16 protein-coding genes are annotated in these 20,802 nt (G+C 24.9%); 6 read left to right on the top strand and 10 right to left on the bottom strand.

The features are described from left to right. Positions 1 to 22 precede the first annotated feature (22 nt). Positions 23 to 460, top strand: a complete 438-nt coding sequence (locus tag BINT_RS09020) for an RbsD/FucU family protein (RefSeq protein WP_014488262.1) — start codon at positions 23 to 25, stop codon at positions 458 to 460. A 109-nt stretch (positions 461 to 569) separates the two neighbouring features. Here BINT_RS09020 and BINT_RS09025 read toward each other — a convergent pair whose 3' ends face one another. The 6 genes from BINT_RS09025 to BINT_RS09050 all read right to left on the bottom strand — a co-directional run bounded on the left by BINT_RS09025 (position 570) and on the right by BINT_RS09050 (position 12,139). Further along, a complete protein-coding gene (locus tag BINT_RS09025) occupies positions 570 to 2,189 on the bottom strand; it encodes a gamma-glutamyltransferase family protein (protein WP_014488263.1) in 1,620 nt (539 codons plus the stop codon). 139 nt (positions 2,190 to 2,328) lie between these two features. Beyond that, positions 2,329 to 4,428: a tetratricopeptide repeat protein gene (locus tag BINT_RS09030; RefSeq protein ID WP_014488264.1), complete on the bottom strand. Its 2,100-nt coding sequence runs from the start codon at positions 4,426 to 4,428 to the stop codon at positions 2,329 to 2,331. 68 nt (positions 4,429 to 4,496) lie between these two features. After that, entirely contained in the window at positions 4,497 to 6,779 is a 2,283-nt protein-coding gene (locus tag BINT_RS09035; RefSeq protein ID WP_014488265.1) for a tetratricopeptide repeat protein, read from the bottom strand. A gap of 24 nt (positions 6,780 to 6,803) precedes the next feature. Further along, complete coding sequence (locus tag BINT_RS09040; RefSeq protein ID WP_014488266.1) at positions 6,804 to 8,879, bottom strand: tetratricopeptide repeat protein; 2,076 nt, start codon at positions 8,877 to 8,879, stop codon at positions 6,804 to 6,806. 56 nt (positions 8,880 to 8,935) lie between these two features. Continuing rightward, complete coding sequence (locus BINT_RS09045; protein WP_014488267.1) at positions 8,936 to 10,660, bottom strand: tetratricopeptide repeat protein; 1,725 nt, start codon at positions 10,658 to 10,660, stop codon at positions 8,936 to 8,938. Between the two features lie 309 nt (positions 10,661 to 10,969). Continuing rightward, positions 10,970 to 12,139, bottom strand: coding sequence for a hypothetical protein (locus BINT_RS09050; RefSeq protein WP_014488268.1), 1,170 nt, complete (start codon positions 12,137 to 12,139; stop codon positions 10,970 to 10,972). A 207-nt stretch (positions 12,140 to 12,346) separates the two neighbouring features. Here BINT_RS09050 and BINT_RS09055 point away from each other — a divergent pair, with 207 nt between their 5' ends. After that, positions 12,347 to 12,601, top strand: coding sequence for a hypothetical protein (locus BINT_RS09055; protein WP_014488269.1), 255 nt, complete (start codon positions 12,347 to 12,349; stop codon positions 12,599 to 12,601). A 197-nt stretch (positions 12,602 to 12,798) separates the two neighbouring features. Here the strand turns inward: BINT_RS09055 and BINT_RS09060 are convergent, their stop codons facing one another. From BINT_RS09060 to BINT_RS09075, 4 genes are all read right to left on the bottom strand, one after another. Next, positions 12,799 to 13,440, bottom strand: a complete 642-nt coding sequence (locus tag BINT_RS09060) for a Pr6Pr family membrane protein (RefSeq protein ID WP_014488270.1) — start codon at positions 13,438 to 13,440, stop codon at positions 12,799 to 12,801. A gap of 20 nt (positions 13,441 to 13,460) precedes the next feature. Then, the gene (locus BINT_RS09065; RefSeq protein WP_014488271.1) at positions 13,461 to 14,402 is read right to left on the bottom strand and encodes an ADP-ribosylglycohydrolase family protein; all 942 of its coding nucleotides are present in this window, start codon (positions 14,400 to 14,402) and stop codon (positions 13,461 to 13,463) included. Between the two features lie 150 nt (positions 14,403 to 14,552). Beyond that, positions 14,553 to 14,909, bottom strand: coding sequence for an FMN-binding protein (locus tag BINT_RS09070; RefSeq protein ID WP_014488272.1), 357 nt, complete (start codon positions 14,907 to 14,909; stop codon positions 14,553 to 14,555). A 75-nt stretch (positions 14,910 to 14,984) separates the two neighbouring features. Continuing rightward, positions 14,985 to 15,395, bottom strand: a complete 411-nt coding sequence (locus BINT_RS09075) for a hypothetical protein (protein WP_041177370.1) — start codon at positions 15,393 to 15,395, stop codon at positions 14,985 to 14,987. 147 nt (positions 15,396 to 15,542) lie between these two features. On the opposite strand from BINT_RS09075, the gene BINT_RS09080 reads away from it, so the two are divergent. From BINT_RS09080 to BINT_RS09095, 4 genes are all read left to right on the top strand, one after another. Beyond that, positions 15,543 to 17,159, top strand: a complete 1,617-nt coding sequence (locus BINT_RS09080) for a TolB-like translocation protein (protein WP_014488274.1) — start codon at positions 15,543 to 15,545, stop codon at positions 17,157 to 17,159. Positions 17,160 to 17,334: 175 nt separating this feature from the next. Then, positions 17,335 to 19,248, top strand: a complete 1,914-nt coding sequence (locus BINT_RS09085; protein ID WP_014488275.1) for a ribonuclease J — start codon at positions 17,335 to 17,337, stop codon at positions 19,246 to 19,248. Further along, positions 19,140 to 20,237, top strand: coding sequence for a signal peptide peptidase SppA (sppA, locus tag BINT_RS09090; RefSeq protein WP_234944311.1), 1,098 nt, complete (start codon positions 19,140 to 19,142; stop codon positions 20,235 to 20,237). The genes BINT_RS09085 and sppA overlap by 109 nt, the downstream gene beginning before the upstream one ends. Further along, entirely contained in the window at positions 20,237 to 20,800 is a 564-nt protein-coding gene (locus BINT_RS09095) for a hypothetical protein (RefSeq protein WP_014488277.1), read from the top strand. Before sppA ends, BINT_RS09095 begins: the two co-directional genes overlap by 1 nt. Positions 20,801 to 20,802: the final 2 nt, after the last annotated feature.

Consider the following 20,802-nt stretch of genomic DNA (forward strand, 5'->3'; position numbering starts at 1 on the left):
AATTAAATTAAAGGATTTAAATATGTTAAAAGGAATAGATCCTGTTGTTTCTCCTGAACTATTAAAAATATTATGTGAAATGGGTCATGGAAGTGAAATATTATTCGCTGATGGAAATTTTCCTTCTTATGATTATAATGCAAAAAAAATAATAAGACTTGATGGTATAGATATACCTACAGTTTTAAAAGCAATCATGCCTTTATTTCCTTTAGATACTTTTGTAGAAAGCCCTGTTGTATTGATGCAGCCTAATGCTGATTTTGGAAGGGAACCTGATGTATGGGCTAAATATAAAGACATCATAGGAAAACATCAAAAAGTAAATTATGAATATTTGGAGAGATTTGCTTATTATGACAGATGTAAAAATGTTTATGCTATTGTAGCTACAAGCGAACTTGAAATATATGCAAATATTATACTCAAAAAAGGCGTAATTTTTCCAGACAAAAAATGATATCTCCAAAATATAAAAGCAAGTCTTTATTAATTTAAAGGCTTGCTATTATAAATTAAATAAAAATTCTCTACTGCTTTAATATAAAAAACAGACTTATAATTATATTTTAAAATGCTGCAATTCCAGAATCTGTTCTTCCATCGCATCCTGCACAATAAACATTATTATAATTATTTAGTATAACTTGTCCGCGTCCGAAATATCCGAAATTTGTAATATGAGGCTTTTTAGTAATATTATGCCCCAATGATGAAAGCTCTGAAAATAATATATCATCAAAATTATATTCTAATTCAATATTCTTCTCCCCTACCCATTGCCATCTAGGTTTATCTAATGCCGCTTGAGGATTTAAATTATGATCTATTAAATTACTCATAACCTGTAAATGTCCCTGAGGCTGCATGAAAGCTCCCATAACACCTAAAGCTGCATAAGGTTTTGAGTCCTTACATATAAATGCCGGTATTATTGTATGATAAGGCTTTTTATGTGGGGCTATAAAATTATCTGAATTAGGGTCTAGTGAAAAATTAGCTCCCCTATTTTGTAACGCTATTCCTGTTTCTGGAATAACTATACCAGAACCGAATGCACAGTAATTACTTTGTATATAAGAAACCATATTTCCTTCACTATCTGCAGTTGCTAGATACACAGTGTCGCCTGATGAGAATATATGATTTATAGGTTCTAATGCTTTATTTATTCTTATTAATGAAGCCCTTTTCATAGCATATTCTTTTGAAAGCATTTCTTCAATAGAAGTTTTCATATGATAAATATCAGCAACATATTTTTTTGTGTCTATGAATGCCAATTTTAATGCCTCTATTTTATAATGAGTACTTTCTAATGGTGTCAAATCTTTTAAATCAAAATGAGATAGAATATTTAAAGCCATTAATACTGTAATGCCATGTCCGTTAGGAGGTATCTCATAAATATCGTATCCTCTGTAATTGGTTGTTATAGGAGTAACAAATTCAGGATAATATTCGTTTAAATCTTCTTTATATAAATATCCTCCATACTTCTTCATAAATGCATCTATCTTTTCAGAGTACTCTCCTCTATAAATACATTCTGCATTTGTGTTTCCTATATCTTCTAAAGTTTTGGCATGATATGGAAGTTTAACTATTTCACCAAGTTCCGGAGTTCTGCCATTAAAGGTAAAGGTATCAAACCAATATCTGAACTCTTCTTTTTTTAATTTATCAGATTCTTTTAAATATGTATAATAAGATTCTTTCCAATCGAGAGCCACTTGAGGCTGAACTGCATAACCTTCATTAGCATATCTAATAGCAGGTTCAAGTACATCTATAAGTTTTAATTTTCCGAACTTTTTTACAAGTGTTGCCCAAGTTGCTGGTATTCCTCCAACAGTTACAGGTAAAAGTCCGTAAGTAGGCATTTGATCAAGATTAAGCGATAATATTTTATCAACATCTAAATTCTTTGGAGAAAATCCGCTTCCATTGATAGCATATAAATTATTTTCAAAATTTATTATAGCAAAAGCATCGCCTCCCAAACCGTTTGAAGTAGGCTCAACAACTGTAAGTGCAGCTGCAGTTGCAATTGCCGCATCAATAGCATTTCCTCCTTTTTTTAATATTTCAAGTCCTGCCTGAGAAGCTAATATATTGCTTGTAGAAACTATATTTTTTCCAAAAACTACATTTCTTTTAGATGGGTAAGTATTATCATAAAAATCCATAATAAAATCCAATACTTTATTTTAAATATTAGACTTGCAGCAAAACTTCTTAAAAATAATGTTTTATAATATTAGCTTTACAGCAAGTCTATTATGTACATATTTTATTATACTAACAAAAATATAATTGTCAAAAATTTTATATATTCAATTTTTCTAAACATTCTTTTGCTTCATCATCATAAATATTGATTTCTAAAATTTTTTTGTAACATTCTTTGGCATTTTCTTTATCATCAATTTTTAAATATAATTCAGCCATTTCTTTTAAAGTATCACATCTATATGGACGAGTCTCAAAATATTTTTTATCAATATCTATAGCCTTTTTATAATATTCTTTTGACAAGTCCTTTTCATTAATATCATTATAAACTTTAGCAATTGATATATAATACTCTTCACGATTAGGTTCTAATGAAACAGCATGTTTATAGCACTTTAATGCCTTATTTTTATTATCTATTTTCATATATAAATCGCCTATCTTTCTTGAATAATAACCTTTAAATTCTTTTCTCTCCCATATGTTTTCTCTTCTGAACATACAACTAGCACTTTTTATTTCAAGTTTTATAGCTTTTTTATATGCTTCAATAGCTTTGTTTTTATTACCTATAGAATTATATAAATCTCCTATACTCTCTAAATCCCAATAATTTTTATCTTTTTTATTTTCATAAATCTCTATTGCTTTTTTATAATATTCTTCTGCATTTTCCTTTTCTCCCAAGCTTTCATAAATTTCTGCAATAGATGTAAAATCATACTTATATTTTTTATTATCATCTAATAAATTTATATATTTTTGATAATATTCAATAGCCTTATATTTTTCGCCTATATGCAGATATAACTTGGCAGCATTAATATACTTATTATTATCAATATAATAATTAAGAGCTTTATTAATAAATAAATCTCTTTTATCCATTTCTGAAACCTGCTCATATAAATCCAATAATTTTGCCATATTACAATAAACATTTCCACTGCTTCTGCATTCAAAATTCAAATATTTTTCGTACATCTCTATAGCCTTATCATAATTTTTAATTTCTTGATAAATATGTCCTAAAAGAGAATAATAATAACTATCAAAATCATTAATTTCCATAAGTTTATTACACATTTCAATAGCTTTATCATATCTATAAATCTCTTCATATAAATGAGCCAGAGTTCCATAAACTTGATGTTTAATATTATCAGTATTATTTAGTAAATATTTCTCAAGTACATTAGCCGCTTTATCAGATATTCTCAAATCATAAGAATATATAGTTTCTAATCCATCATAATATTCAAAATTACTAGGCTCTTCATCTATAAGCTGATTAAATGCTTCTATCAAATATTTATAATCTTCAATATCTTTATTATATAGATATCTTATCCAACGCCATTCATGTTTTTTAATATATTCTTTATATGCATCAATACCTTTCTGATACTCTCCTAAAGCCATATAAGATTTAGCTAATGCATTTATTGCACTAGTATTTTCAATATAATCACAAGAAGGATGAATTTCTAATACTTTCTCATAATTTTCTATTGCCTTATCATATTCTTTTTTCGCAAAATATGATAATCCTAAATACATAAAATCGCTTTGATCATGTCGAGGAAGTTTTATTATTTCTTTAAACACTTTTATTGCTTCATCATATTTACCCAATTTAAAATATGATTCTCCTATCACAGTAAGATAATATTCCATATAATTACCATCATCAACAACATAACTTTTATTTAACTTAACTGCTTTTTCAGAATACTCTATTGCCGCATAATAATTTTTATTTTCCCGATTAATATATCCTAAAAGATGCCAATATGCTGAATCATTTGCATTTAATTCTATAGCCTTTTTAATAAGTTTTAATGCTTCATTATATTTTTCATTTCCTCTAAAATTATATAGATAATTGACTGCTGTATAGTATAATGCTTTATCATCATTAGGGTTTATTAACAAAGCTTTTCTAAACTGCTTTTCTGCTTTTTTATTATCTCGATTAGAATAATATGCTCTTCCTAATAGAGTTAAAGCTTTTACATTATTTTTATCTTTTTTAATATACTCTTTTAGTACTTCTATAACTTGATCAATTATATTTTCATTATTATCTAACTTGTCATCTGCTTCAGTTGAATCAGTTTCATCAACTTCATAAGAACACTCTTTGTTTATTATATTTTCAATTTCTTCTAAAGTGTAATTTTTATTTTGCATTTTTTATTCTCCTTAAAATTATTTTCATTCTAATAAAAAATTATTAATATTATGACAGTAAATGACATCTAAATACAAAACTTTTTTAATACCATTTCTGTTTGACCATGTTGAATATATTTTCTATGAGATAGTTTAAATATATTGGCGGTTATTATTTTATTTCCTGATTGTATATCTTTTATTTTATCTGCTGCATCATTATATTTATCTATTTCTAAAATTCTTTTATATGTTTTTAAAGCATCGTCTTCTTTATTTAATTTTATATAAAGCTCTGCAATAGATTCTAAATAAAATATACTATCCTCACTATCTGTTACTTTTTCCTCATATATTTTTATAAGCTCTTCATAGGCAAGATTAGATTCTTCATATCTTGAAACTTTTTGATAGAATAATGCTAAATATGATAAATCTTCCATACAAAAACTTATTTTATCTTCATATTCTTCATCTGTATCTGATATTTTTGTCTTTTTAAATCTTTCTATTTTTTTGAGACAAAGCCCTATAGCTTTATTGTATATTTCAAATGCTTTTTCTTTATTATCAATTTTGACATATAAGTCACCCTGTTTTTCTAAAAGCTCATAGTCCTTTTTATTTTTTAATATTTCTTTATCATACTTTTTTATTAAATCATGATATATTTCAAATGCTTCTTCTTTGCATCCGATTTTCATATAAATATCAGCCATTTCTTCTAAATACATTTTTTTATAAGATTTATACTTTTTTATAAGTTCTCCACATCTTTCAATAGCTTTCTCATAATAGAGATTTCTATTTTCTATATCATTTAACTTATCATATAAATGAGCAATATTTTTTAATGTATTTAATTTAAAGCATACTGTATATAAAAATGAAACCTCATGCTCATTATTAACTATCTTTAAATATTCCTTATATGCTTCTATTGCCTTTTCATATTTTCCAATATTTTTATAAGCTTCTGCCAATTTTTTATAATATCTGCATGGCCCATTATAAAGTTCTATAGTCTTATTATAATAATTGGCGGCTTCTTCATAATTTTTTATCTTTTCATAAGTTTCAGCAATATTAATATAATAGTCTGTATTTTTACTATCAGTTTCTATAGCTTTTCTATAATAATTAATTGCTTCTTCATAATTTTTTATTTTTTTATAAATATAGGCAATATTAGAATAGTAACTTGAAGCATCATCTGGATACATATTTATAAGCATTTTATATATATCTATTGACTTATAATAATTTTTAGTTTTCTCATATATTGTAGCTATATTTTCATAACTATCTTTAGATATTTTATTATATAATTCTATAGCCTTATCATATTCTTTGTATAGTTCATAGAAATATGATAATTGATGTATATAACCTTCTGCATTATACGAATTATTTTTTATAACATTAGTATATGCTTTGACTATATCATTGTAAATTTCGCTTCCTTTGAAATTTTTATATTCTTCTTTTCTATTAGGAAAAGGTATAAAATAAAATGGAATATATGAATCTTTTTCTATACTATTTTCTAATGCATATACTGCTTCATCATTTTTACCTAACTTTTTATATAAATCGTACAATGATTTTACCGTGTAAAGACTGCCGTAAAAATAATCGTCTAATCTGGTGTCTGCATTAATATACAATGCATTTTCATAACTTTTTACAGCTTCATCATATTGATTATTTTTTTCATAACTCAATCCTAAATAATACCAAGCATCAGAAAGGTTATAGCTATAGTCAAAATTATCTATAGCCTTTTTCAAATTTTTTATAGCATCTATATTGCTTCCTACATACAAATTTATTTTTCCTAATTCATAATGATAATATTTTTTACTATTATACATTGTTTCTGTATAATTTATTTCAGCGGCTTTTTTATAACAGAATATAGATTTATCATAATCTTTTATATGATAAAAATATGTTCTACCAAGTAAGTACCAATATTCAGAATCTCTGTCATTTAATTCTATGGCATTTTCCAGTAATTCAATAATTTTTTTAATTAATATTTTACTATTAGGTTTATTATAATAATATAATACCGCTAAATAGTATAAAACTTTATCTTTTTCATAATCTAATCTCAAAAGTTTTTTAAATGTTTCTATTGATTTTCCTTCATCTCCACTAGAAGAGTAAATACCATACTGAACTAATCCTAATAAAAATAATAATTCTTTATTATTAACATCATTTTTTAACTGTTTCTTTATTATTTTTTCAGATTCTTTATAACAATACTCATCATCTTCTTCAATATCTTCATTATTTATACCTTTATTTATTAAGTATTTTATTTCTTCTATTGTATAATTTTTATAATTTTTATTTTCCATTTTTTATTCTCCATAAAAATATGATTATTGTTCTAATTTAATGCATCTAATTTTTTCTTTTGCCTCATCATTATCCGCATCTCTTTCTAAAATTTTTTCATACATTTTTAAAGCATTATCTTTTTGATTTAATTTCATATAGAACTCTGCAACAGTTTTTAAATAGAATACATGCTCAACATCATCTGTCATTTTATCTTCATATATTTTTATAAGCTCTTCATAAATAGGAATGTACTCATCATCTCTTGAAACTTTCTCAAACAATAAAGCTAAATTAGATAGATACCTAATATAATGAAAATCAATTTTTTTATATACATCTAATTTTGATATATTTCTATATTCATCTATTTTCTTTGTTAATAATTCTATAGATTTATTATAATTTTCTAATGACTTTTCTTTATCATCAATTTTTAAATATATATCACCAAGATATTGATAAATACGATAGCATTCTCCATATTTTTTTAATTTTTCTCTAAATACTCTTATAGCTATATCATAAACCTCTAATAATTTTCCTTTCTCTCCAATTTCCAAATAAATACTTTCTATTTCTTCTAAATCTTCTTTTGTATCATATTCATCATATTCAACTTTTATAAAGCCTTTTAGTATTTCAAGATATTTTTCATAATACAAATTTCTATTTTCTATATCATTGAGTTTATTATATAAATTGGCAATATTTTTTAATACATAAAAATCATTTTTAGAAAAATCAATATATTTTGTATAAAAGTATATAGCTTTACTATATTCATTTATATTTTCATAAAGTTCAGCAATTCTTCTGCTGCAGCCAAGATTTCCTTTTTCAAAAGACTTATTATAATAATTAATAGCCTCTTCATAGTTTTTTATTTTCTCATAAATATAGGCAATGTCAGAATAGTAACTTGAATCATCATCAGGATATATTTTTATGATAGTTTTATATGTATCTATTGCCTTATCATAGTTTTCATCTTCTGCATACATTCTAGCTATATTTTTATAACTTTCTATAGATATTATTTTATACAATTCTTCAGCTTTATCATACTCTTTATATGTTTTATAAAAATCAGCAAGCTCTTCTCGGCATGGCATAATATATTGCATGTTATGAAAGCTCCTTTCTTCGATTCTTAAAGTATATGCCTGAACTATATCATTATAAGCATCACTTCCTTTAAAATCTTTTTCTTCTATATCTGAAGGTATAATTTTTAAAGGATATGATATATCGTATAAAATACTTGCTTTTAAAAATCGAATAGCTTCTCTATTTTTGCCAATCTTTTTATACAAATCATATATGGATTTTATTATATGCTCTCTATTTCTGTCAGATTCAATATCGATACAACTGTTTTGATAAATACTCCATGATTTTTTATAACTTTTTATAGCTTCATCATATTGTCCATTTTTTTCATAGCTTAATCCTAAATAATGTATATAATTAGCTTCTTCATCACGGGATATTGAATATTTAAAATATTCTGATTCTCTAAAATCTTTTATAGTTTTTTGAAAAATTTCTATTGCATCATCATAGTTTCCTAAATATAAATTCACTTTTCCCAATGTGTAATAATATTTTTCTTTATGATTTTTTATTATTTCACTATGATTTATTTCATAAGCCTTTTTATAATAGTATAGAGCTTTATTATAATCTTTATTAGTGTATAAATTTATGCCTCCCAACAAGTACCAATACTCAGAATCATTATTATTTAATTCAATAGCATTTTCTATTAATTTGCATATCTCTTCTATATTGATTTTAGCAGAAAAATGAAACATACTTGAATCTTCATAATATAACGAAGCAAGATAATACATAACTTTATCTTTTTGATAATTTACATCTAAAAGTCTTGCAAATATTTTTTCTGCTTCTTCTATATAATTTCTGTCATATTCCATTAATCCTAACATAAATAATAATTCTTTATTATCAGGATCATTTTCTGAATATTCTTTTAATGCCTTATATGCATCTATTTCATAATAAACTGTATCAGCATCATTATAAATGATATCATTATTTATTTTTCTATTTATTAAGTCTTTGATTTCTTCTAAAGTATATATTTTTTTCATAGTATAGCTCCTATATTTTATTTATTAAGCTTGAAATAGATAATACAAAATAAATTTTACTTATTGAAAAATTTATTTGCTTCATGATCATTAGGGTTTAATATTAAAACTCTTTTATATATATCTCCTACAGCTTTCATTCTTTTTTCTAAATCTATTTCTATATTATTTTCATTTTCTAAAAATGATTTTGCTAATTTTCTTAAACGTTTAATATATTTAGGATCTTCAGCAAAACGTTTTTTAAGAAGTTCTGTATATTTGTTATAGTATTCTTTTGCTTTGTCAGGCTGATTTATTTTCTTATAAATTTCTGAAATTGTTTCTAAGACATATATATCTTCTGGATTTTCTATATAATATTTTTCATAATATGATAAAGACTTCTCATCTTCATCAATTTTAGCATATAAATCGGCAGTCTCTTCAAGATAATATTCTATACTCTCTTTTTTATAAAGTTCTATTATCTTTGAAATTAAAATATCTCTCTCTTCAAATCTTGATAATTTATTAAACACATATATAATTCCCTCATAACAACGTATAATATTTTCATCATCTAAATGTATAGCTTTATTATAATATTCTAATGCCTCATTAAATTTATTCATTTTATAACAATATATATCAGCTATATTCAGAAAAATTCTGTTATTATTATTATCAGCATCCATTATGTTTACAGCTTTAATATAATATTCAATAGCTTTATCGTACTGTTTTGTTCTATAATATAAAAAGCCTAGATCATAATAAAAATCATAATCAAAACTATTATTTTTCTTAATACAATCTTCACATACTTCTATAGCTTTATTCAAATCAAAAATAAATTCATACACACCTGATAACCCTTCATAATAAACTATTTTATGAGGTTCTTCTTCGATAAGCTCATTATACGCTTTAATACAATACTCATAATTATCAATTTCTTTGAATCCTGTAGTAAATTTGAAAAACCTATATGCTATAGATGTATCTTCTTTTATATATTTTTTATATAACTCTACAGGCTTTCTATATTCTTTTATTTTTGTATAGACAAGAATCAAAGAATCAAAAGCAGAATGCATACAATGAAAATATGACTTATTATTTCTTTCTAATATTTCATTGAAGCATTTTATTGAATTATCATATTCTTCATTTTCTAAATAAGCTTCTCCCAATACACATAAAGTTTCATCATTATTATAGATACTAATCAATCTTTTAAGGAAATCTACAGCATATTTATGTTTTTTTAATTTTAAACATGTTTTTAATATTAAATTAACTCCATAAGATAAAACTTCTGATGAAATAGATGTATTATTAATATTTGAAGCCTTTTGATAATTATAAAATGCATCATTATGTTTACTCATACGAGTATAAATGAAGCCTAATATATAAAAATAGATATAGTCATTATCATTTATTCCTATAGCTTTTTTAATATTTATTAATGCCTTTTTATGTTCACCTATACAGTAATAAGAATATGATAAATAAAACCAATTTTTATCATCATAAGCATCTAATTTAACAACTCTCTTTAATATTCTAATAGCTTCTTCTGACTGATAAATACTATTATATACCTTAGCAAGAAGAAGCATTAACTTTATATTTTGACTATCTTTTTTTAAGTATTCTTCTAGTATTTTTGCTATATATTTTTTCTCATCTAAAATTTGTATTATATCTTCATTTTCATCTTTATTTTTATTAACTCCTCTTTCATTTTCATCAATAATTTTTTCAATTTCTTCTAAAGTGTATGATTTTTTCATAGTGTAGCTCCTATATTTTTATTATTTTTAATTATATAGAGGTACAAAAAACGGCTTTCAAGGGAGGTTTTTAAATAATAAATCAGTATAAATGATTACAGCTTATATAAAAATATCTTATAGCCTTTTAAATATCTTTCTAATTTTCTTTTATATATTTTTTTAATACATAAAGATATTTTTCAATTTCTTCTAAAGTGTATGATTTTTTCATAGTATAGCTCCTGTATTTTTATTATTTTTTAATTGTATAGAGGTACAAAAAACGGCTTCACGGGAGGTTTTTAAATAATAAATAAGTATAAATAATTACAGCTTATATAAAAATCTCTTATCACCTTTATAATATCTTTCTATAAGTTTATCCCTGTCTAAATGTCTTGTATAATTCATAATATATCTTAAAGCCAAATCAATATACTCTTTGGAATTATCTTTGTAATTTTCTTTGATATATTCTTTTAATACATAAAGGGCTTTATTAGGAGCAAATCTATGATTAGGACTGTAACCCAAAATATAATCATATAATAGTTTGTCGCATTTCTCTTTTATATCATCATTTATAGAATTATTAACTTCTTCCCTGTCTTTCATCAGCTTTTTATAAAAATGCTCAAATAATTCATTGTATCCTGTTATAAAAAATGGAAATGAAAATAAATCTCTATTTTCAAAATAATAATCAATATCTTCTTCATCATATATAATATAAGTTTTCATACAGTCATCATCATCTGTGATATTGTATTTATCCAATTCTCTTTGGTATTCTTCTTCCCAATGTTTATCAAGCCTTTCGTCAAAATACTTCATTGCTTCATTTTTATTTTCGCTTCCCCATTCCATATACCATCTTCTTGAATCAACTTCCCCACTTTCAAAAAACTCATCAACTAATTCTTTAGTTTCAAAATATATAACTCCATTTTTCCTATATTTTTCAGAAATCATCTCTTCTTTAGCATATTTTTTATCATCTTCTTTTTCTATAAAATCTCTGTACTCGCCATCATCATATTCATAATGCCAAGAAGGAATTAATAGTTCATAGCCTCCAATAAAATTATTTTCTTCACTAGGCTCTGAATATACATGCAATTCTGAAAACTCATCATCTAGTATAGGAAATTTATCATTATGATACTCTTCATAAATATCTGGAAATTTATCCTTTTCTAATAAACATTTATATTCACCCCAATCCAATAAATCTTTCTGAGTTTCTGGGTCTGGATGCACAAACTGTTCAAAGTTAATTCTTATTAAATATTTTTCTAATACTCTTATAAAAGTATATACTGAACAATTATGATGATCATTTATTATGAGTTTATCTTCTTCTTTTATTTCTATATTATTTTTCTTTATAAGTTTATCAAGTTCTTCTAAAAAATAATTTAATGAATGTTTAGTAGAATAGTAATCGTTTTTATCTTGTATAATATATTTTTTATTTTGTCTGTTTAATTCTTCCATAAGATTATATCCTTTTAAATTTTTAATTTAATTATAATCTGTAGGTATGACAAATTTTGACGCTTTTTTGAATATAAATTTAATAGAAGAATTTTTTTTAATTTTTTTATCACTTTTTTATAAAAGCAAAATTATATGACAATTTTTGTCATAGTAATATGCTATGTTAATAATCATAAAATAAATATTAAATACAGGAGGCTTTATATGGCTCAAAATTTTTACTGCGAATACTGCGGAACAATATATTCTTCAATAGGTGCTCTTACAGGAGGAGCTTGTATCAAACATCCAGATGGCCCAAATAAAGGAAAGCATAAACTATATGAAGGCGGAGAAAAATCAGATTATTTCTGTAAATATTGCGGAAATAAGTATCATACAATAGCTTCATTAACAAATGGACATTGTATTAAACATCCAAATGGTCCTAACAAAGGGTATCATTCACCAGCTTTATAAACAAATTATTTTTTATTTTTGTGCATAGTAATTGATTTTATTATGCACATGTTTTATTTATCAATAAAGTAAAAACTCCTGAAAATATGGCTGCAAAAATAATAGATATAATTAATGCCATATCTAATGAATTTAATAAATAAAATTAAGTAATATTAAAGTGCTTGATTACGGCTTTTAATCAGGCACTTTAAAAATTATTTATTATGTTTACTAAACAGCTTATTAAAAAATCTGTCAATAAAATATTCTATATAACCCAATAAAGCAAAAAATAAAGTTATAAAAAATACATTTCTTAATACCGTTTTAAGTCCATATTTATTTATATCAACAAAAAAGTAAGGATAATAACTTCCATCAGAAAAAGGACTTCCTATTCTAGCCCTTATAAGTATAAAAGCAAAATATACAAATGGAATTATAAGCCAAAGCAGAGGATCAATTATTTTATAAATTCCTTTCTTATCAAAAATTATATAATCAAAAATAGTCATAATTGGAACTATATAATGAACTATTAAATTTCTTATATATGACAAACCTTCATATTTATCAGCTGTAGGACTTAATAAAAAATGATATACTAAAAATGTAACAGTTATTGACATTGTAACTGCACCTTTAAATCTTGGATAAAATGTTTCTTTTTTATTTATAATAGTAAAAATATCCAAAATAAAATAAACTATTACAAGTATATTACTTTGATATGTAAAATAATATGCAGTTTCTATATCAAGCTTAAAATTATCATAGAAAAATCCATGAAGCACTGCAAAAGTACCAATTATAATAATTATTATTTTGTATATTATAGAAAAATTAGTTCTTGTCATCTTAATTCCAATAAATATAATTATTTCAAAAATTTATAGCAAATATTTATTATCAATTCTTTATTAATTAAAATATCAATCCAATTAGTTGGAATATTGTCTATACTATAATATAAACCAGCAAGCCCTCCAGTAACTGCCGCAGTAGTATCAGTATCATTTCCCAGATTAACTGCTTTTAATACCGCGTCCTTATAATTTGAAGTATTTAATAATACCCATATAGAAGCCTCTAATGTATGTACAACATATCCGCTACTTTCTATTTTTGTATCATTTAGTTTTTTAAAATTAGAGTCAAATATTCTTTTGTAATTATTAATCTCTTTTTCATTTTTATAATAATTGAAAGAGTCTTTTAATGCTTTATTAATAGCTTCTTCAATATTCATGTCATTTATTAAATTCAATGCTATTGCAGTATATATTACACAAGCTATCAAACTTCTTTTATGAGAATGAGTTAATGAAGAAATATTATATATTATATTTATAACTTCACTATTATCAAATAATTTACCATAAAAATATTTATTTATATAAAATGCAATAGGAAGTATCCTCATAAGAGAACCATTTCCATTACTATATTCATCAGAAAGTCCGCATTTTATAGGATTTTTTTCGCTTTTATAATTATTTATAGCATCACTTGTAGTTATTCCAATATCAAATGTATGTCCGTCAGCAGTATAATAGCCTTTATCATACCACATAGCAAAACTATTCATAATATCATTATAATTTATATTTTTATTATTCAAATTATCAAGTAAACATAATGTTAAACTTGTATCATCAGACCAAGTACCTGGCTTTTTATTATGAGTACCGTATCCAATCATATCTTTACAAGGATCTTTTTTAATAATATTTCTTGTTATAAATTCATAAGGAACACCTAAAGCATCTCCAATGGCAAGTCCTAATATTGCAGATTTTAACTTATTTTCTAAACTCATATAAAATTAAACCTAGCATCAAATATAGTAAATTAATAATTATAATAAATATACTAAAACTATCAATAGATTAAATAAAAAATATATAATAAAAAAGCGTATCTAAAAATATTAGATACGCCAGGGTTAGTGAATTTCTTATTAATTTAATTACTTAGCAGGAGTTAATTTAGTTAAAGCATCTTCTACTAATGCAACCCAAGTAGCACCGCTTACGCCGTCAACATAAATGTTGTTAGCTTTGATCATTTTGTCATAAGCAGCTTTTCCTCTTGCAGGACCACTGCTGTGTCCACATTTTGTTAACACAACTTTTGTTAATTTACCGCCAGCAACAGTAACTTTAGCTTGATAGTCGCCTTGTCTTGTTTTATAAGTAGCTTTGTAATTTCCTAAATATGTACCGTCAGGTATTTTAGCCAAGTCAATTTTTCCTTGAGCAAATAGGAATAAGCTAGCTGCAAAAAGAACAGTAACTACCAAAAATAAAACTTTTTTAAGACTCATACATTTCCCCTTTTTAATATAGTTGTCTATTAAAACTACATAAGTAAGAAAAAGTAAAAAGTTTGTAAAACTAATTTAACATTTTTTTATATTTCCATTTCTAAGCAGTCCCAATAAGTTATTATATTCTACAGTTGTCTTTATTTGGCAGTATCTATCATCTACAAAGCTAGAATATTCCACTTTTATATATTTTTCTACTATATTTTTTAACTCATCATTTTCATATTTTTTATTTGGAAGTTCTTTGGCAAAGGCATTTTCTATTTTTACTTTTGATAAGGCTAATGCGGCATTAAAAGCACTTGTTTCAATTTCATCTTTAGTTACAGCATAACCATTAGGATATCCTATAGAAGTAGCTATAAATTTATTCTCATTAACCCAGCCTTCATTAAAATTTATATTATTATTGACAGTTTTTTCAGCGGATTTGCATGATACAAGTAAAGCAAAAATAATTATAATTATATAGCCGTATTTCATATATCCTCCAAATTTAAAATAACTCTCCCAAATATTCGTCAAAATTTTATTTTTTTTAAGCACATAATTATACATAATTATTAATTTTAGAGTATAATAGTTCCGAATATATAGAAAAATATATAAATATTAGCAGCGGGAATTATTATGAAAAAGTTATACATTATATCTATAGTATTTCTTTTATTATGTGCAAGAGGTTTTACTCAAATATACACATTTCAAATCGGAGAAAAACTAAATAACTCATATATTTTATCAGAAAGCAATTATGCAATTATAATAGAAAAAAATAATGCTAATTCTGGAAAAACTTTTGATATAATATATAAAGATGCCAGATTAACAGGTTATAAAGATGCAGGCAGTATAAAAATACTTCCTAATGGTACTTTAGTTGCCACTATGCTAAAAACTTCTCTTGGTAAAGATATGTGGGTTTTAATATATGGAAATGTTGAACAAGAATTTGACTCTATAGAGAGAGAAATTTACTCAGGAAACAATTCTATAATATTTACTAGATTAATGAATTATGGAATAGCTGTTATAAATGGAGAAGCTAAAGTACAGTATTCTGAATTATATGACAGTGTTATTAATGATAATTCTTATGCTTTCTCTTATTCAAGAGACGGACAATATTTTGTTAATATTAATGGTGAAGAAAAACAAGTATCAGCTAAAGCGGACAGACTCAAATTCTCAAATGACGGAAATAATATAGTATATGTTATAGAAAATGAAGGAAATGCTGTTATATTTACAGGAAGTACTGACAGTGAAGGTTTTAGATTAGTGGATGATTTAGCTTCATTCAACAATAACAGTATAGCTTATGCTGTAAAAGCTATACCGGGAATGGATACTAATTCAACAAATATGATTAGTTCAAATGATTCTATGTCAAATACTTTCATTACAAATAATATGACTAATGAAGTTATAACAAATACAACAACAATAACAAATTATAATCTTTCAAATATCAGTGTATATACAAATGAAGAAGGTGTAACAGTAAAAGGACAATCAAATACTATAGCTTTAATGGTTGTAACAAATGTAATAACAAATATAAGATATAATGAATTAACAGATCTTCCTGCTGCTGCCGTTTCTACAAATTCAATTATAAGCAATGAATTTATTATGACTAGTGTTATAGCTAATGGAAGAAATTATGGAGAATTTAATTTAGTAACTAATATGTCATTCTCTCCTGATGGTAAAACATTAGTATTTGTAAATATTAATAGTAATAACACTATGCAGCTATATGTTGGCGGTAATATGACTACTAATTATGATATGATACATAATTATAAATATTCAGACGACAGTAAAATATTAGCCTACTCTGCACAAACAAATAATGTATCATTCTTAGTAGTTAATGGTAAAAGACTTCCTAGAACTTTTGATAAAATAAATGATATATATTTCTCTACAAATAATAGCTTAGTTTATAATGCTTCTATGAATGAAAGAGAATATATAATAGCAAATGACTTTGAAAGCCCTTCCTATAACAAAATAACTTCATTCAAGTTTGTAGGAGATTCATTTGCATTCACAGCAGAAAGACTTGGAAAACATTATTACTTTATATTAAATAAAAACAACTCTGTAAGAAGAGAATTCGGCGGATATGATTATGTGTCAGCTATGGATAATAATCAAGAAGATGCTTTATCAATAGTATCTGACGGAAAGAACATTTTTATAATAAAAAATGGCGTAATAGTAAATAATCAACAATAGTTATTATAATCTTCTACCTATATTTTAATGCGTAAATCTGGATAAGGTTTACGCATTATGTTTTTAAACCTATTTCTTGTAAAAAATTATAACTTGACTTAATTTCGATTATAGTTAAAATAAAAAATAAATTTGAATTTTGTTTATAGTAATTTAAATATAAAGTAGTTAATGAATGAATAATAATAATGATAAAATAAGAATCATACCTCTTGGCGGAGTACAAGAAATAGGTATGAACATGACTGTTATAGAATATGGAAATGAACTTTTAATAGTAGACTGCGGATTTATGTTCCCAAGATACCATATGCTAGGTATAGATTATGTTATTCCTGATACTTCATATTTAGAAGATAAAAATATCATAGGACTTATACTTACTCATGGGCATGAAGATCATATAGGTGCTATACCTCATTTCCTTAGAAAATTCCCTGATATTCCTATATACGGTTCAAGACTTACTTTGGCTTTTTTAAGAGCTAAATTAAATGATTATAAAAACGAATACAAAGATACAAAATTATATGAAGTTGAGCCTAGAAATAAAATACAATTGGGAATGAATTTTGATATAGAGTTTATAAGGGTTAATCATAGTATACCTGACGGAGTTGGAATAGCCATAACAACACCATTAGGAGTTATAATACATACAGGTGATTTCAAAATAGATTTAAACCCTACAACAGATAAATTTATAGACCTTTATAAATTTGCTGAATATGGAGAAAATGGTGTTCTTCTTATGCTGGCAGATTCGACAAACTGCCAGAGAGATGGTTTTTCTATGAGTGAAAGTGTTGTCCAAAACAATATGACTCCACTATTCGCTTATGAAGACGGAATGATTATTGTTGCAGTATTTGCAAGCAGTATAGAAAGAATACAAGATTTAGTGACTGCAGCAAAAGTCAATAATAAATTTGTGGCATTCTCTGGAAGAAGTTTAATCAAATTCACAAAGATTGCACAGGATATGGGTTATTTAAATCTTTATGATATAGTTATACCAATAGATAAAATAAACAAATATCCTAGAGAAAAAATAGTATGCATAACTACAGGAACTCAAGGAGAACCTTATTCTTCACTATCTCTAATAGCGGCAGAGGCACATAAACATATAAAAGTAGAAGACGGCGATATGGTAATATTCTCATCAAGCGTTATACCTGGTAATGAAATGGCTGTTACTAGAATGATAAATAATCTCTTTGATCTTGGGGCTAAAATGGTTGGAGAGGATAAAAAACTTCTTCATGTATCAGGACATGCTTCAAGCGAAGATTTAAAATTAATGTATAGATTAGTAAAGCCTAAATATTTTATTCCTATACATGGTGAGAAAAGACATTTAATCACTCATATAAAATTAGTTGAAAATTTAAATGGTTTAGATACAAAAGGATTCCTACTTTATAACGGAGATGTACTTGAAATAGATGAAACTTTAGAAGCAAAAATCACAGAGCCTATAGAGATAAGAAATATATATGTTGATGGAAAAGGTGTTGGAGATTTAGAAGAAAGTATATTCTATGACAGAGAACAATTATCACTTAATGGAGTGGTAGTTGCCAATGTTGTAGCAAAGAAAAATGCCGCAGGACAATACGATATAAAAGTAGATTTGGAAAGTAAAGGTTTCACATACACCGGAGGAGAAAAAGAAAGAATTATCAATAAGACTGAACAGTTAAGAGAAGAGGGAATAAGCTCTGCAATAGAAGCAGTTAGAAAATTATTAAATAGAAATAAAAGAACTCCTTCTACAATAAAATATGAAGTAAGGGAAGCTCTTCGTAAAAAATTTATTCAGATAATAGGAAGAGAACCTGTAATATTTGTATGCCTATATATGGATCATGTTTATATAGAACAATCACATAGCAGTAATGATGATAATGATAATATTGATAAAAATAATATAGAAAATATAGAAATTGAAAACAATAATGATGAGGAGAAAGAAAAATGTCATACGAAGAAGAAAAAGAGAATCAAGAAAACAGTGATAAAGAAGAATACATCACAGATAAAAAGATTGAAATCAAAAAAGAAAAAAGCAGTAAAAGAGAGCTAATATTTACTCTACTTATAATAATATCAATAATAGTTGGGGCTGCAAGTATATTTTTAAAAAATGAAAATAAAAATATATCTGTCAACATTAATTCTTCTGAAAAATCATATTCCGTTTTAAAAGAAGGAATAGCAATAATAGATTTGAATGGAATAATAACTCATACAAAAAGAAAAAATGGTTTAGGTATAGAATATCCTTCTGTAACAGAACAACTTGTTTCAGATTTTGAATATTATTTACAGCATCCAAAAGTTAAAGCCATTGTACTTCAGGTTGATAGTCCTGGAGGTTCTTTAACTTCATGCGAAGAAGCTTTAAAATATTTGAAAGAATTAAAAGAAAAATATCCTAAACCAATAGTAGCTTCTTTCAGATCAATGGCTGCAAGCGGAGGATATTATATATCTATGATAGCAGATAAAATATATGCTAATGAATCTACTCTTACAGGAAGTATAGGGGTTATATCTCAATTCTTTAATATATCAGAATTGATGGATAAATATGGAATAAAAATGTACACTATAAAAAGCGGAAGGAATAAAGATTCACTCTCCCCTTTCAGAGCACCTAGAGAAGATGAACTTGCATACTGGCAAGATATGACAGATGAATTTGTAGGACAATTTACAAATGTAGTTGAACAGTCTAGAGGTGATAAAATAAAGGGTAATAGAGAAGATATATTTGATGGAAGAGTATTCAGCGGAAAAAAAGCATTAGAAATAGGACTTATAGATTCTATAGGAACTCTACATGATGCTGTAAAAGATGCTGCACAAATGGGCGGAATAGAAGATGAAGAACCTTATATAATAAAGAAGCCTAAAGAAAAAAATGATGTACTTAATTTGTTTTTCTCAAATATTTCGGAAGCTATTAAACCTAAATCAAGCTTTCCTTTCCCTTATGAAGAAATAATGAATACTAAATATATTGGGGTTCCTATGTATATTTATATTCCAAATTATAATGGAGCAAATTAATGCAGTTACATGAAGCTATATACTATTATTTATTAAAACCTAAAGAAGCTATAAAAAAATCTATAAATTTTGAATATTCTTTTTTTGTATATTTATTGGCTTCTTTAAGTATATCTATATCAGCAATATATACTATTAATAATAAATCTAATATATTAAATTTATTAATATTGACATTTGGAATAGCTGCATATATGGCAATATCTAATATAGTAAAAATAGCTGTTATCAATTTAACAGTATCATTATTTTTCAAAAATAGTAGTAATAACATAAAAATATTTATTAATAATTGTTTTGGTATATATGGTATATTTATATTTATACTGCCTATAACATTATTATTTAGCAGATTCTCAACTCTTTACTTTATTCAAGTTATCATGTTTTTTATATTAGGATTATATTATATTGTATTGATGTTTAATAATATAAAACATTCATTTAATATAGATAGTTCATTTAAAGCATTTTTAGTTTTAATTACACCTATAATATGTGATTATTTAACTTACATATCATTAGGAATATTAATATTTGGAAGTATTATTAATTATATATAATT

The sequence above is a fragment of the Brachyspira intermedia PWS/A genome (genome assembly GCF_000223215.1).
GTDB lineage: Bacteria > Spirochaetota > Brachyspiria > Brachyspirales > Brachyspiraceae > Brachyspira > Brachyspira intermedia.

Excerpts from the sequence above, each read along its gene's own strand:
- BINT_RS09020 (WP_014488262.1), top strand. The coding sequence starts at position 23 with ATGTTAAAAGGAATAGATCCTGTTGTTTCTCCTGAACTATTAAAAATA.
- BINT_RS09025 (WP_014488263.1), bottom strand. The coding sequence starts at position 2,189 with ATGGATTTTTATGATAATACTTACCCATCTAAAAGAAATGTAGTTTTT.
- BINT_RS09030 (WP_014488264.1), bottom strand. The coding sequence starts at position 4,428 with ATGCAAAATAAAAATTACACTTTAGAAGAAATTGAAAATATAATAAAC.
- BINT_RS09035 (WP_014488265.1), bottom strand. The coding sequence starts at position 6,779 with ATGGAAAATAAAAATTATAAAAATTATACAATAGAAGAAATAAAATAC.
- BINT_RS09040 (WP_014488266.1), bottom strand. The coding sequence starts at position 8,879 with ATGAAAAAAATATATACTTTAGAAGAAATCAAAGACTTAATAAATAGA.
- BINT_RS09045 (WP_014488267.1), bottom strand. The coding sequence starts at position 10,660 with ATGAAAAAATCATACACTTTAGAAGAAATTGAAAAAATTATTGATGAA.
- BINT_RS09050 (WP_014488268.1), bottom strand. The coding sequence starts at position 12,139 with ATGGAAGAATTAAACAGACAAAATAAAAAATATATTATACAAGATAAA.
- BINT_RS09055 (WP_014488269.1), top strand. The coding sequence starts at position 12,347 with ATGGCTCAAAATTTTTACTGCGAATACTGCGGAACAATATATTCTTCA.
- BINT_RS09060 (WP_014488270.1), bottom strand. The coding sequence starts at position 13,440 with ATGACAAGAACTAATTTTTCTATAATATACAAAATAATAATTATTATA.
- BINT_RS09065 (WP_014488271.1), bottom strand. The coding sequence starts at position 14,402 with ATGAGTTTAGAAAATAAGTTAAAATCTGCAATATTAGGACTTGCCATT.
- BINT_RS09070 (WP_014488272.1), bottom strand. The coding sequence starts at position 14,909 with ATGAGTCTTAAAAAAGTTTTATTTTTGGTAGTTACTGTTCTTTTTGCA.
- BINT_RS09075 (WP_041177370.1), bottom strand. The coding sequence starts at position 15,395 with ATGAAATACGGCTATATAATTATAATTATTTTTGCTTTACTTGTATCA.
- BINT_RS09080 (WP_014488274.1), top strand. The coding sequence starts at position 15,543 with ATGAAAAAGTTATACATTATATCTATAGTATTTCTTTTATTATGTGCA.
- BINT_RS09085 (WP_014488275.1), top strand. The coding sequence starts at position 17,335 with ATGAATAATAATAATGATAAAATAAGAATCATACCTCTTGGCGGAGTA.
- sppA (WP_234944311.1), top strand. The coding sequence starts at position 19,140 with ATGTCATACGAAGAAGAAAAAGAGAATCAAGAAAACAGTGATAAAGAA.
- BINT_RS09095 (WP_014488277.1), top strand. The coding sequence starts at position 20,237 with ATGCAGTTACATGAAGCTATATACTATTATTTATTAAAACCTAAAGAA.